Here is a 12,880-nt window from a genome sequence, read left to right as displayed (position 1 = left end):
GGACAGGCAGAGGCCTGTCCAATCCTCGAAAAGGAATATCCCATGCAATTGATGAAGGTCGATCCGCGTGCGTTAAAGGACGACCCCGACAACACGCGCCAGTCGAAGTCGACGCCCCAGGCCGACGCCCTGCTTGGCGACGATCAAGGCCGTCGGCGTGATCCAGCGCCGGTCATTTCCCGGAAGCCGGCGGCAACGGTTACATCATCGAAGCCGGTCACCGCCCCACCAGTGTGGCGATCGCCGCCGGTATCGAGGAAATCGACGTGGTCGTGGTCGCGGTGGCCAACGACAACGGCGCGATGCGCTCGATGACCGAGAATATAGCTTGTGCCTTAATCCCATCGATCAATGCGCGGCATCGAGCGGCTGGTCGCGCTCGGCTGGACCGAGGAGGCGGTCGCCGTAGCGCTTGCCTTTCCCGTCCGCCAGATCCGCAAGCTTCGTCTGCTCGCAAACCTCTTGCCCTCCATGCTCGATCAGATAGCCAAGGGCGATATGCCGAACGAGCAGCGGCTCAGAACGATTGCGGCCGCCTCGCACGACGAGCAAAAAGAGGTCTGGAAGGCCCACTAGCCGAAGAAAGGCGAACGGCGGCCTGGTGGCAGATCGCCAACGGTCTCACAAAGACCCGTATGTATGCACGTGATGCAAGCTTCGGCGACGATCTGCGCCAGGCCTATGGGATCGAGTGGGCGGAGGACCTGTTCGGCCCTGCCGATGAGGACAATCGCTATACCACCAATGTCGAAGAGTTGCTTGGCGCCCAGCAGGAATGGATGGCGAGCAACGTGCCGAAGAAGGGTACCATCGTCGAAGTCAACAATTGGGGCCAGCCGGACCTGCCGAAGAAAGCCGAACGCGTCTACGGCAAGCCAGGCAAAGGCGACTGTACCGCGATCGCGAGGGCAAGGTGCACAGCGTCCACTGCCGGATGCCGGAGGTCAGGAAGCCCACCGGTCAGACCGGCCCGGCAGCTGATGGGGCGGAGGAGGCCCGTAACAGCCGAGGCCGGCTGATCCGCAAGGAGGGCGAGCGCAGCCTCGGCGCCACCAGCCTTTCGTGGGAGCGCCTGTCGTTGATTTGAGGACGTCACCTTCCTCCCCATGCCGGATTGCCCTTCGTTTTGCTGCGGTCTGAACCGGCGGCCGTGCGCTTCCAGGCCGCTATCGCGCCGCGGAGCGGCCGGACCCCGCCGTCCTTCACGGAGCAGGCTTGCGTGCTTTATCGAGGACAGGTTGCCCTCTTCGCACGCAAACCGGCTCCGCTCGTCCAGGAGGGGCCGGACCTTGAGGCGCCCGTCTTTCCGCCGGTCCGGGGTGACCGCACCGAAGGGCAAGCCGGCATGGGGCCGSAGCCGCTTCGGACGACCTCGAAAGGAAACGACCATGGCCAAGTCCRCTCMCTCATCCCGGCAATCCMCGCGTGTCGTGCAACTGCGCAARGGCGCCACCGTCGAMATGGTYCGGCTSACTTGCCCCGACGCCATGCAGGCGCTGAAGATCGCCGAGAGTTTCGGAACCGCCGTCATCGACAGCGACGGCATCCGCGACCTGCACGAGCGGCTCGTCACGGAGACAGCCGACGCGCTCGGCGACGGCCTTGGCGACAAGGCCATGCAGATCCACCTGCAACGGATCGTCGGCGCCTACGTCGGCTCCGCCCATGGCGCCGGCCAGTTCTACAGCCGCGCGGTCACCGAGGCACGCSATGCCACGGCCAAGGCCGCCAACGATGCCCGGGACGAGGACCTCGACGGTCCCGTCGGCTATGACAGCGCCGCCCAGCGTAAGCGCGAATTTGCCGCCGACATGGGCATACAGGCCCATTCGCTCAGAATGGCGGCGGAAGGCGCCGTCGCCGCCTATGTCCAGGTGATCGGCGAGAGCTGGAAACCGTTCGACCGTCCCGTCGAACAACCGGGCCGCGCGCTCGACCGCAAGGCTGCCGAAGCGCAGATCTCCGCCTTCGACTAGCCACTTCCGGCGGGGTTCCGGCCCCGCCTTTTCCATCAACTCGAGCCGGCCGGTTCCATGGCGGGACCGGCCTGTTGTCGTTTTGCGAACCCGGCCAGCAAGGAAAAAGAAATGAAGCCGATGGCACGCCCGTCGCCGCCCGTTCCTTCGTCGGGTCTGCAGGAGCCGCCGGCGGATGCAACGGCTTCGCCGTCCTCCACTGCGTTGCGGCTGTTCCGGTGCATCCACCGGCTGATCTGCTCCTGCTTTCGCCCTCCGTAACGGGCGGCGACGGGCGCGGCCTTGAAACGGAGGTTTGGATATGAGCAAGACAGAAAATCAGCGGGGCGATCTCTACAGCCGCATCACCGACAGGATCATCGAAGACCTGGCGAAAGGCGTGCGGCCCTGGATGAAACCATGGAATTCGGCGAACACGGCAGGCCACATTACCCGCCCGCTGCGTTACAACGGGCAACCCTATTCTGGCGTCAACGTGCTGCTTTTATGGTCGGAGGGTATCACACGGGGTTATACGTCATCCACATGGATGACGTTCAAGCAGGCCCTGGAACTGAGCGGCGCAGTGCGCAAGGGCGAGACCGGCACGACCGTCGTCTTCGCAAGCCGATTCACCAAGTCCGAAACCGACGGGAACGGCGGCGAGGTCGAGCGGGAGATCCCTTTCCTGAAAGCCTACAGCGTCTTCAACGTCGAACAGATCGACGGACTTCCCGACCAGTATCATCACCGGCCGGCACCGGTTCTCGATCCGGTTGAACGGGTTGGGCATGCCGATCGGTTCTTCCGCGACACCGGCGCTGCAATCCGCCATGGCGGCAACCAGGCCTTCTTTGCGCCTGCCGCCGATCTCATCCAGATGCCACCATTTGAGAGCTTCAAGGATGCGGCAAGCTACTACGCGACTTTAAGCCACGAGGTCACGCACTGGACGGCGCCGGCCCACCGCCTCGCTCGCGACCTCAGCCGCTATGCCAAGGACAAATCCGAGCGAGCCCGCGAGGAACTGATAGCGGAGCTCGGTAGCTGCTTCCTTTGCGCCGATCTCGGGATTGTTCCCGAGCTCGAGCCCCGCCCCGATCACGCCTCCTACCTCGACTCCTGGCTTAAGGTCCTGAYCGACGACAGACGGGCGATATTCCAGGCGTCGGCGCATGCGCAACGGGCCGTAGCGTTCCTGCATTCGCTGCAGCTCGCCGCAGCCGACGAGCGGCTCGTCGCGTGAAGACTTGTCAGCGCCGGTCGTTGGCCTCGCCAGCGGTCGGCAACTCTTGCCCGTCGGTCGGGGGGCGCGTCACGATCAGCCGCGAGGTCCAGTTTGCCCCAGATCGAGGTTGTCCGGTCGATCGGCTTGAGCTTCCGGGACGGCTTGATTTCGACGATAAACGGCTTTGTCTGCTGACGTATAGATCCTCAGGCGACGGTTCGCGAGGCGCCGCGATAGCGCGGAGCGGGCAATGCAACGCCCTCACGCTGGGTGGTTCTGCGAGGTTTGGGCTAGGCATGTGGACAAGACAGCGGACTGATCGTTGTAGCGTCCGGGCAGGCACCGGGGACGGGCTGCCATTGCCATATCCCTTCGAGCACTGCAGCAAGCCACGTCCTTCGCGGGCTCGATGAGGCATGTCTGATCGAAGACCGGCTTCGCCTCGATCGTCTTCCCGCAACGGCCTTGCGAAACTTTCTTCCGCTGAGCGCGATGCGCTCATTCCTCGCGGAGCAACAAAGCTTCTCCTGGCCGCCCGCCATTTCATTTCGGCCCTACGGGTGCGGACCGATCGTCCCCGATCCTTGCGACAGCCATCGAGGCCGCGATGGGCGCGGCCCGAGACAGCAAAGGAATACGACAATGGCAACCATCGGCACCTTCACCACCTCCGAAACCGGCTTCAACGGATCGATCCGCACGCTCGCCCTCAACGTCAAGGCCCGCATCGCCCGCATCGAAAACCCCTCCGACAAGGGCCCGCACTTCCGCATCTACGCAGGCAACGTCGAGCTGGGCGCGGCCTGGCAGAAGCGCTCCGAGCAGGACCGCGACTACCTCTCGGTCAAGCTCGACGATCCGAGCTTCCCTGCCCCGATCTACGCGACGCTCACAGAGGTCGAGGGCGAAGAGGGCTACCAGCTGATCTGGTCCCGCCCTAACCGGGACTGACACGCAGACGGCCCCGCTAAAGCGGGGCCGTCGATCTCTCGGTTAAAGGCCGGCTCAGCGGTCCGCAAACCCTTACGTGTTCAAGGCGTCCTTCAGAGCCTTGGCAGGCTGGAAGCCCAGCTTTCTTGCCGCAGCAACCTTGATCGCCGCACCGGTCGACGGATTGCGGCCTTCGCGCTCCGGGGTATGCTGTCGGGTAGGAACGACCCGTTGCCGGGCCGCTCCTCCCTAAGAACTGTACGTGCGAGTTTCCCAGCATACAGCTCAAGCCTCCGCCAAGCCCTGTTAGACCAGAGCCGCCAGTTCCTGTGCATCGGTATGAGATGTGGAATCACCGGGCCGATCCGTAACTTCCGACGGCAGACCGCGCCTTCCGGCGAAGTAGCTGTCCCACATGGGATCGAAAGGATTCGCTTCGGCGCGGATTTTGCAGTGGCGACGTATCGGTACGTCGGATGCGTGGATGAGGCGGATGAACTTGAAGTTTCCTGCCTTATCCTTCATCCCGGTGCGGAATACCCAGTCTCGTGTACCTTCCCGAGCGAAGTAACGATACTTCACCCAGCGAAGCGGCTTGTCCGGGTGTCTACGACAGGCCCACTGCCAGAGACATTTCCAGATGAGATGATCGACCTTGCGAAAGGTCTCCTTCGCCACCTGGTTGTGATGATAATTGGTCCATCCCCTTATGACCGGGTTTAGCGACATTATCAGATACTCCTGCTTCACATCGGCGGCACCCTTGGTGATAGTTCGGATCTTGCGCATAAACGCCACCACGTTCTTCTTGGCGGGTTTGATGTGGGTATGCCCATCATATCTGCGCACGTTCCAGCCGAGGAAGTCGAAACCTTCCTCGACCCGCACGATGCGAGTCTTTTCTTCAGACAGAGACAGGCCCCGTTCTGACAGAAATTCCTCGACCATAGATTTCGCCTCCTCCAGCACTTCTTTTGAAGCACCTGTGACGACGAAGTCATCGGCGTAACGTATCAAGTGGACCTTGGTCAGGCTGTTGCGACGTCTTGGGCCGTAGAAGTCCCGTAACATCTTTTCCATTCCGTCCAAGGCCATGTTGGCGAGCGTGGGCGAGATTATTCCCCCTTGCGGAGTTCCCGCTTTCGTCGCGTGCCAGTCACCGTCCTTTATGTAACCGGAGTCCAGCCACTTCCGGAGCACCACCTTGTCCATGGGGATGTTGGCGATGAGCCAGTCCTTGCTGATTTCGTCGAAGCAGCCAGCAATGTCCGCATCCAAGACCCATTCCGCCGTGCCGCGCCCGCGCAGCGCGATAAAGCACTGCCGGGCCGCATCACGGGTTGCTCGATACGGTCGAAAACCGTACGAATTAGGGTCTGCCGTCGTTTCCGCGACAGGTAGCAGAGCGAGCAGGTGAAGTGCCTGCATGGCCCTGTCCTTCATCGTCGGAATACCGAGCGGACGCAGTTTCTTGCTGTTTGCTTTCGGGATATATACCCGCCTCAACGGCAAAGGATGATACCCACGCCGTTTGAGCGACAATAATCCTCTGACGCACTTATCCGGTGTGTCCCAGATGATCCGGTCCACTCCGGGTGTTCTCTTTCCCTGATTTCCAGTAACCCGTTTCACCGCAAGCGCCTTGCCGCTGAACGAGTGGGTCAGCAGCCGTTGCAAGGCTTTCACCTTGCCCCAGCGACCTTCCTTAACTGCCTTCGCAATACGCATCTGCAGCCGTCGCACGTGTTGGTAAGCCTTGCGCCAGTCAATCTGGCCCCAGCTCGCCGCTTCGCGGGAGGCCGCACCAGTCACTGTTGTGACCGTCATTTGCCTGTCCTCCTGCCGAGGGTTCTGCACATTCTCTCGCGACGGGAGACCCGTCGGAAGTCTGCTCCCTTTCGGGCGGGGTGATGTTGGCGAGCCGCAACCCCTGTCCAAACCATTACAGTCCGGCGTTCGCTTTCTCCGACATCCTCTGCCCGCACCGCCAACAACTTTCCTTGCGGTCGGCCTGCCCATTGCCGGGCGACGATGCGGGTTTACCGTGTTTCACCTAAATAACGCGGGCGGGTTAGACCCTGCCTATCCGCCGGCGGTCCTTCGTCCGTGTGCCTCCAAAGTGAAGAGAAGCATCCGACCGCACACCTTTTGGTTCAAGCCTGTCAGCATCTTTGGCTTGTCAAATTTCACGACGTTTATCAGCAGTTCATTTGCATTGATCATACCACCCAGCCTAGCGCCCCATCCGCATTGATGCTCGCAGAAGATGCCTCAGCCTCACGACATCGGCATGGCCCGAAGGCCCGGCTACATTGTCCCGGCAGCTTCAAACCGGACCGTTACCAGTCCCGCATGTGCCGGTAGGCTACTGATGACGGAACATCAGGTTTGTCCCGGAATATAAATCCCGTACAAACAATTACTTAGGCGACTTTCACGTCGCACTCACCTTGAATTTCCCGAAGCCGGGAATGAACGTCTCGGCGCCGGAGGTGGCAGCGGCCGTGATCGCCGCAAATACAGCTTCGACGATCGCCTTTCCCTGCACCTTCGTCAGGCCGTGGTCTGACGCGATCTTGTCAGCGATTTCATTTGTCGTGGTCATCGATTTCTCCTCGTTTCAAGAAGGAAATCATTTCCACCGGAGCCGCAGCCTGTCACGCAAACACCTATCTGGAGGCCAGACAATCGACGGTTCTCCACAGAAAGTGCGGAATCACGACTCCTTATTCGGTTGCGATGGACCGAACCGCTTTGGCAACGACCTCCAGAGCGTGCACGTCGAGTTCAATGACCCCATCAGACTTCTCGCCGATCGTTTTCGGCTTTGCGCCGCTGTTGTCCCAGATCCAGGCCTTGTCGGCTTGTTCCAGAAACCAGGGAAATTGCTCAAGGGACCGTTGGTACCGCTGGCGGACTTTTTCGTCGGGTACCGGATGTCCGCCTTTGGCTACGCGCAACTTGATCCGCTCGATCGAGCGCTCGGGGCTATCGACGACGACATATAAGAACCAGACCGCGAATCCGAGCGCCTTCGCCGCTACCACGAGACGTCGATACTTCTCTGTCGACAGGACTGTTTCGACGCCGATTGTTTTGTGGACGTTGATCGACGCTTCAAGCCAAGACTCGATCCGTTGAACCGCGGTTAGGTTGGCTTCCAGCGGCGGTCTGGACTCGACTTTGCTGATTCTGGCAGCCAGTAGATCCGGATTTACGATCCAGACTGAGCGACCTTCCATTTCAAGGTCGGCATTCTCGTACACGCTGCTTTTCCCAGAGCCATTTGGCCCGGCGATGATCAGGAAGACTGGCTGCTCAATCTTCGATGGGAGCACGATCAAGGACGCCAGTTACAGCCTTGTTCTCGCGACGCGCCTTGGCGACATTCTTGCTGAACACGTAGCTCAGATCTTTTCCGAGCGTCTTGCTCTGCGCGTCGATCGTCCGAACAGTCAGAAACTGCCCGGTACCTGCGTCACGCACGCGTTTCTGCGTGACCGCGGTATCGCGTACGCCGACTTTGGCACTTCCAAATTTTTTGACGACGACTTTGGCCATGTCTGCTCCAACCTTTCCGCAAATATAGCAATCATTTTCCCACCCGAAAAGARCCTGTTGGCTTTTGACTGGAGGGTGTGCGAGCCTTGCTATGAGAGCGAACGGCTTCACGTTGAAGGCGAAGCAGCCGAATCGCATTGCGAAATCTACCAGGCGTGGGCCGCCACTGTCATGTCCCTTTGTCTGGTTATTCGTGGCTCCAGGGGCGCCTCGATGGGGCACGTCTGACGCGGACCGGCTGCGCCTCGCTCGCTACCCGCAACGGCGCTTCGAAATTTTCATCACCAACCGGGACTGAGCCGGAAACGCCCCACCGTGAGGCGGGGCCGACTGGCCAGATAGGCAAGCCGACGACAGACATCGAGCCTGCCGCCGGCTTTTTCGGTGCGATACGGAACCGGAATATGTTCGGCGTCAAGATCCCGTTCTTCGTCGAGATCGAGATGTCCTTCGAGACCGACTGGAACAGGCGCCGATGAGGCCCGCTTCGGCGGGCCATTCTCATGTTGGCACGGAGGTGCGTGGACGATAGCCGCGCTTTCGTTTCTGCCGCAGCAGGTCGAGAAACAGTTCGACTGCTTCCTCTTCCCGCCCGAAATGGTGGACCATCATCTGACCCTTCGTGCCGATGCGGCCCCATTTCCGGAGCAGGCAGACATCCCCGAACAGGTTGGGCTCGATCGACATGGCGTAGTAGCGCGCCATGTTTCTGGCGGCGTCAGAGCGTTCGACATAAAGATGGTACGGTTGCGCGATCATGAGACAAGAATCGCCTATGCCGGGAATCGCGTCCAACGAGACTTATGAATCGGTCGGCAAGGATCGATTCATATCGCTGATGACCTGCGACCGGACACGATGGCCTTGCTCGAATTTGCCTGATGACGGTCCGTGCGGATGGCGACCATCGATAAGGAACTTAAACCAATTCCGCGGGATTTCCTTTCGAGGCTGGGCTTGGCACAATGAGCGTCTTCGACTGCCGCCGACATCAGATGATAGAGGTTTAATTTCAGGGAGCTTCGCTTTTTTTAGGCGTGCGCTGGCGCAGGTTTCTCACTTCGCCGGGATTTCACCTCCGAGAAGATCATAAATTTCGAAAATAGCATGAGGATGTCACATGAAAGGCTATCTTCCCTATGTCATCGGCGCATTGTTGGGCGCCATCGTCGCGGTCGCTGTGTCCATTCTCTTCGGCCTTGATGGGATGTTCCAGCTTGCGGTCTTGGCGCTGCTGCCGGTTCTGGGTGCTGCGCTGGTCGAGCGCTTTTACTATCGCGGGTCACGAGCGCGCTAACGTGACTATCAACAGATGGATATCGGGCCTCGGTCGTGCAAAGCCGACGGTTCTTGGGCGAGACGCCTGCGGCGCACGGCTCTATTCGCGATGCTCACGGTGCCCGAAAACGGTCTCCGCCCATCCAGGTGCGATCCTCTCGCAGCCCCTCACCCGCACCATCCATGTCTTGCGCCGTCCCAGCGCCGGGCAAGACCTTCATCGATGAGGCGGTCGCCGAGCGAGCGCCCTTCCCGTGTAACGGTCCGGAGTTTTCGGCCATACTTGTCCTCGTCCCGCAAGCCTACTGACAACGAGAACTTGCCGGCGTTCAGAAGCGCCAGCAGGCGCGCTTTCGCTGCCTCGCCCTTGATCCGTTCCGCCTCGCAGCGCGGTGGGCTGAGCTCCGGCGTGTCGATGTCAGCGATGCGGATTTTTTCTCCCCCAAACCAGAAAGTGTCGCCATCGACGACGCAGTTCATTCGCACGCTCTCGCCGCACAACGAAAACGTGGCCTGCGACGTATCCGTTGTCGGCGCCTTGGCCAAAGCTAAGATGCCAGAAAGATCGCCGGCGCCGGCAAACGCAAACCATCCGCCTGCTCCAATGATGATGGCTGAGATGACCGCCATCAGCGACTTGCGCGGGCCGTTCTGTCCAGTTCGGAATTTTCGCTGCGGCCGATATCGATCGCTCCCGCGGCCGGATTTGCGCCGCGGTCTCAACGGCACCACATTCGATTTCGCCACGTGCCTGTCCTCTGCTGTTCGCATCAATCTACGTCGAGCCCGGTTTCTTCTGTCTTTACGAACAAGCCGGCCTCAGATGGAGTTTAGGAGCGGGCGCAGTCGGTCCCGCCTCCCCGGTGTGGGCCACTATGTTGAGGCTCCTGCGGCTGCGCTTTTTCCCGCTCCTTGCACGACGAGAATTCCAGAAATCCCGCCCTTCGGCGGACGCCCACGCTGATTTCTCCGATACTCTTCATTGTTCTCGATCGGCCTTGCTCGCTGCGCTGCGCGCCGGCCGATCGGGCGAATTCTCTGCGGGGTTCGCTGCTTTCGAAAACGCTCTCGCGCCCACGCACCCCTTCATATCGTCACGCCGAAACCAGATCGCGCGTCCGCATCTGAGCGGCGCGTTTCCGGCGGTGAAGACGATCTGCTCGTCGGCCCGCATGCGCAGCACCTCGTGCGGCTGGATCAGCGGCCTGGCGGCGAGTTGCTTCGACCGCGTGCGCGACGATCCTTTCGATTGGACACTGCGGCTGACCTGATCGATCTCGACGGTCGTCATGCCGCAGCGGCGTGAGATGTAGTCGGCAGTCTCGGGATCGTTGATCGCGGCGAATGAAATCCAGCTTGCGCTCTCGAACCATTTGCTCGCCGCATCGCGGCCGCCATAGGTCTCGCGCATCTGGCCGATCGACTGGTAGATCATGGTCAGCGTGATTCCATACTTACGGCCGGCGTCGCGCGCGGTCTCCAGGATGCGCATGTAGCCGAGGCGCGCCACCTCATCGAGAAGGAACAGTGCCCTTCCCTGCATCTCTCCGTTGCGGTTGTAGATCGCGTTCAGAAACGCGCCGATGATGACGCGCGCCAGGCCCGCATGCGTCTCCAGCGTCTTGAGATCGATGTTGATGAAGACATCCGTCTTTCCGTCCGCCAGATCGCTCGTCGAAAAGGAAGTTCCCGAGACCAGCGCGGCGTAGTTCGGATAGGACAGCCAGTGCGTTTCCTTGACCGCGTTGGCATATACGCCCGAGAAGGTTTCCGGCGTCATGTTGACGAAGGCTGCGACATTCTCCTTGACGAAATCCGAATTCGAATCGTCGTAGATTTCATGCAGCCGCTGGCGCAGTTGGGGCTCTGGCTCGGACAGGTTCTTGCGTACTTGCCGGAGTGTCTGGTCGTTTTCCRTCGTGTGGCCTGAGAGGCAAACGTCGGCAATGAGAGCCGTCAGCAACTGCAAGGCCGAGGCGCGGAAGAAGTCGTCACGGACCCCACGCGCGCCACCGCTGTCGCTCATGATCCACGATGCGACGGAGGCGATATCCTCCTCTTTCGTTCCCCCGAACCGGCCGATCCAGTCGAGCGCGTTGAAGCCGATTTCCGAGTGTTTCGGATCGAGCACGAAGACGTCGCGGTTGGCGTCGCCACGGTGCTTCAACACCATTGGCGCAACCTCGTTCGAAGGATCGAGGACAACGAGCGCGCCACCCCACTTGAGCGCCGTCGGGATCGTGACCGATGTCGTCTTRAAGCCGCCGGATCCGGCGAACACGATGCCGTGCGACGAGCCGAACGAGCCGTCGAAGCAAAGCAGCGGCGACTTGCCGCCCGCTCCCCAGCTCGCGGCGCTGTCGGCGCGAAACGATGGTGCCGCGATGCTATCCCGGTCGACCCGGTAGCGCTCGCCGATGACGATGCCGCCGCTCTCGGCAAACAGCTTTTCGGCTTGCGATAGTTTCATCCAGTCGGCCTCGCCGTGCAGCGCCCGTTTCCCAACGATGCGCTTCGGTTCGGCCCTCGCGAATGTCGCGTTGCCGGCAATCGCCACACGCATGCCGAACAGCGCCGACATCAGCACGGCAGCAGCCCCGATCGCCGTCGCGGGATCGAGATAGTTGAAGACGGTTTTGCCGGCCGGGACTTGTTCGAGATACGCGGAGAGCCTCGATGCCTCGCGCAGGACCGCTAGGACGAGCGTCGCTGTCGCGCCCGTGACAACGCCCCATCCTGCCGTCCTGATCCGCGCGGAGCCTGCGCTCGCAAACAGAAAGATGATGCCGACGACGGACGCGGCGACATAGGGCAGAGCGATGCCGGCACGGCCGAGCATCTGCCGGGCGGCATCGCTCTTGCCGAAGTGGGATAGCCACAGTTCGGTCCCGGTCATGCCGATGGCCATCAGCATCATCAACGCGCATGGCGCTACGAACAGCAGGATCCTAGTCATCTCTCTCTCCGAACGCTTCAGCACCGAGTGCGGCGAGCCGTGAGCGCTCCTGTGCGTCTCCCTTCAGGCGCGCGGCGGCATCGATGAGGAGCCCGAGCAGCAGCGCGCGCTTCTCGTAGCGCAGCCCMGCCTTGATGATCAGGCCGCCGAGCTCGATCTTTTCGCGCGTGTCCTTCTTGCGGGCATCTGATGTCGTGGATCTTCGCATCCGCTCAAGCCTCGCCAGTCCTGCCCTCAGCCGTACCAGGCGGGTTCTGCGCGGCGGGCGCGCTGCCCTCGCCTGCGCCGCTTGCCCCCTTCCCTCCGGTCGAACGGACCTTGCCTCCGCGAAAGCGTTTCGCCAGATCCTCGAATGCTGCCTGCAGTTCACCCTCGTCGATCTCGATCTCACCGAGCCCGGCTTTAAGCGCGATCCGGCCGATGCGCTCGGCCTCCCGGGTCTCGGCGAGCTTCAATTGCTCCTGGAGCCTGGCGATTTCGTCGCGGATTTTCGAGGATGGTTTCTTCATGTCCGGATGTCTCCTTGGGTGCGAAAGCTTGTCTTTCGGACCCCATCTTCCGGATGTCGGTGCGGAACGCACTACTGTGAATCCTACAATCGCCAAGGGCGATGCTTTCGTGGATGATCCCGGCCGCTCGACAAGAGCGGCATCCGAAGGGCGCAATTATACGTCGCTGGCGCGACGTTCTTTTGAGAGCGCCTGGCGGAGCCGATCTCGCTGGCGAACATGTTGATTTTGCTCGGAATCGGGAGAGAATTCCGCCGTGGCCGTTCCTCATTTCTCCGTCAGCATCGTCGCCCGCGGCTCCGGCCGCAGCGCTGTGCTGTCGGCGGCCTATCGGCATTGCGCCAAGATGGAGTACGAGCGGGAGGCCCGCACGATCGACTACACCCGCAAGCAGGGCTTGCTGCACGAGGAGTTCGTCATCCCTGCCGATGCGCCGTCATGGCTGCGGACGATGATTGCCGAC

The 12,880-nt window shown here is 61.2% G+C and carries 14 protein-coding genes and 3 pseudogenes; 7 read left to right on the top strand and 10 right to left on the bottom strand.

Going from position 1 to position 12,880, the window contains the following annotated elements; genetic code table 11:
- Positions 1-42 precede the first annotated feature (42 nt).
- The 4 genes and pseudogenes from QD409_RS34285 to QD409_RS34270 form a co-directional block, all read left to right on the top strand.
- Positions 43-1,006: pseudogene (locus QD409_RS34285) on the top strand (plasmid partitioning protein); the annotation flags it as partial.
- A gap of 382 nt (positions 1,007-1,388) precedes the next feature.
- Positions 1,389-1,976, top strand: a complete 588-nt coding sequence (locus QD409_RS34280; protein WP_430764919.1) for a hypothetical protein — start codon at positions 1,389-1,391, stop codon at positions 1,974-1,976.
- A 301-nt stretch (positions 1,977-2,277) separates the two neighbouring features.
- Positions 2,278-3,201 carry an ArdC family protein gene (locus tag QD409_RS34275; RefSeq protein WP_430764918.1) on the top strand — a complete coding sequence of 308 codons (924 nt, stop codon included), beginning with the start codon at positions 2,278-2,280 and terminating at the stop codon, positions 3,199-3,201.
- 624 nt (positions 3,202-3,825) lie between these two features.
- Positions 3,826-4,134 carry a DUF736 domain-containing protein gene (locus tag QD409_RS34270; RefSeq protein WP_004119799.1) on the top strand — a complete coding sequence of 103 codons (309 nt, stop codon included), beginning with the start codon at positions 3,826-3,828 and terminating at the stop codon, positions 4,132-4,134.
- Between the two features lie 72 nt (positions 4,135-4,206).
- Here the strand turns inward: QD409_RS34270 and QD409_RS34265 are convergent.
- The 5 genes and pseudogenes from QD409_RS34265 to QD409_RS34245 form a co-directional block, all read right to left on the bottom strand.
- Positions 4,207-4,326, bottom strand: a pseudogene (locus QD409_RS34265) (HU family DNA-binding protein); the annotation flags it as partial.
- A gap of 93 nt (positions 4,327-4,419) precedes the next feature.
- Complete coding sequence (gene ltrA / locus QD409_RS34260) at positions 4,420-5,940, bottom strand: group II intron reverse transcriptase/maturase (RefSeq protein ID WP_004119807.1); 1,521 nt, start codon at positions 5,938-5,940, stop codon at positions 4,420-4,422.
- Positions 5,941-6,550: 610 nt separating this feature from the next.
- Positions 6,551-6,718, bottom strand: a pseudogene (locus QD409_RS34255) (HU family DNA-binding protein); the annotation flags it as partial.
- A gap of 121 nt (positions 6,719-6,839) precedes the next feature.
- Positions 6,840-7,451, bottom strand: coding sequence for a zeta toxin family protein (locus tag QD409_RS34250; RefSeq protein ID WP_028755140.1), 612 nt, complete (start codon positions 7,449-7,451; stop codon positions 6,840-6,842).
- Positions 7,432-7,674 carry a hypothetical protein gene (locus QD409_RS34245; RefSeq protein ID WP_004119810.1) on the bottom strand — a complete coding sequence of 81 codons (243 nt, stop codon included), beginning with the start codon at positions 7,672-7,674 and terminating at the stop codon, positions 7,432-7,434. Before QD409_RS34245 ends, QD409_RS34250 begins: the two co-directional genes overlap by 20 nt.
- Before the next feature lie 179 nt (positions 7,675-7,853).
- On the opposite strand from QD409_RS34245, the gene QD409_RS34240 reads away from it, so the two are divergent.
- A complete protein-coding gene (locus QD409_RS34240; RefSeq protein WP_004119811.1) occupies positions 7,854-8,153 on the top strand; it encodes a hypothetical protein in 300 nt (99 codons plus the stop codon).
- Between the two features lie 22 nt (positions 8,154-8,175).
- Here the strand turns inward: QD409_RS34240 and QD409_RS34235 are convergent, their stop codons facing one another.
- On the bottom strand, positions 8,176-8,433 hold the full coding sequence (locus QD409_RS34235) for a WGR domain-containing protein (RefSeq protein ID WP_004119812.1): 258 nt from the start codon (positions 8,431-8,433) through the stop codon (positions 8,176-8,178).
- A gap of 361 nt (positions 8,434-8,794) precedes the next feature.
- Here QD409_RS34235 and QD409_RS34230 point away from each other — a divergent pair, with 361 nt between their 5' ends.
- Positions 8,795-8,971, top strand: coding sequence for a hypothetical protein (locus QD409_RS34230; protein WP_015342042.1), 177 nt, complete (start codon positions 8,795-8,797; stop codon positions 8,969-8,971).
- 149 nt (positions 8,972-9,120) lie between these two features.
- Here the strand turns inward: QD409_RS34230 and QD409_RS34225 are convergent, their stop codons facing one another.
- From QD409_RS34225 to traC, 4 genes are all read right to left on the bottom strand, one after another.
- Positions 9,121-9,699, bottom strand: a complete 579-nt coding sequence (locus tag QD409_RS34225; RefSeq protein ID WP_004119813.1) for a thermonuclease family protein — start codon at positions 9,697-9,699, stop codon at positions 9,121-9,123.
- A gap of 232 nt (positions 9,700-9,931) precedes the next feature.
- Positions 9,932-11,908 (bottom strand): Ti-type conjugative transfer system protein TraG, encoded by a 1,977-nt coding sequence (traG, locus tag QD409_RS34220; RefSeq protein ID WP_430764917.1) that lies wholly within the window; start codon positions 11,906-11,908, stop codon positions 9,932-9,934.
- Positions 11,901-12,116, bottom strand: a complete 216-nt coding sequence (traD, locus tag QD409_RS34215; protein WP_004119826.1) for a type IV conjugative transfer system coupling protein TraD — start codon at positions 12,114-12,116, stop codon at positions 11,901-11,903. The genes traG and traD overlap by 8 nt, the downstream gene beginning before the upstream one ends.
- Positions 12,117-12,120: 4 nt before the next feature.
- Positions 12,121-12,417 (bottom strand): conjugal transfer protein TraC, encoded by a 297-nt coding sequence (gene traC / locus QD409_RS34210; RefSeq protein WP_004119828.1) that lies wholly within the window; start codon positions 12,415-12,417, stop codon positions 12,121-12,123.
- 256 nt (positions 12,418-12,673) lie between these two features.
- Here traC and QD409_RS34205 point away from each other — a divergent pair.
- A partial coding sequence (locus QD409_RS34205; RefSeq protein WP_430764916.1) for a MobA/MobL family protein occupies positions 12,674-12,880 on the top strand: 207 nt, incomplete at its 3' end.

Source organism: Rhizobium sp. BR 315, assembly GCF_050577975.1.
Lineage (GTDB): Bacteria > Pseudomonadota > Alphaproteobacteria > Rhizobiales > Rhizobiaceae > Rhizobium > Rhizobium miluonense.
Note: the sequence above shows the minus strand (reverse complement) of the source record. Positions and strands in the feature narration are given on the sequence as shown.

Coding starts and splice junctions, on each gene's coding strand:
- QD409_RS34270 (WP_004119799.1), top strand. CDS start 3,826: ATGGCAACCATCGGCACCTTCACCACCTCCGAAACCGGCTTCAACGGA.
- ltrA (WP_004119807.1), bottom strand. CDS start 5,940: ATGACGGTCACAACAGTGACTGGTGCGGCCTCCCGCGAAGCGGCGAGC.
- QD409_RS34245 (WP_004119810.1), bottom strand. CDS start 7,674: ATGGCCAAAGTCGTCGTCAAAAAATTTGGAAGTGCCAAAGTCGGCGTA.
- QD409_RS34235 (WP_004119812.1), bottom strand. CDS start 8,433: ATGATCGCGCAACCGTACCATCTTTATGTCGAACGCTCTGACGCCGCC.
- QD409_RS34230 (WP_015342042.1), top strand. CDS start 8,795: ATGAAAGGCTATCTTCCCTATGTCATCGGCGCATTGTTGGGCGCCATC.
- traC (WP_004119828.1), bottom strand. CDS start 12,417: ATGAAGAAACCATCCTCGAAAATCCGCGACGAAATCGCCAGGCTCCAG.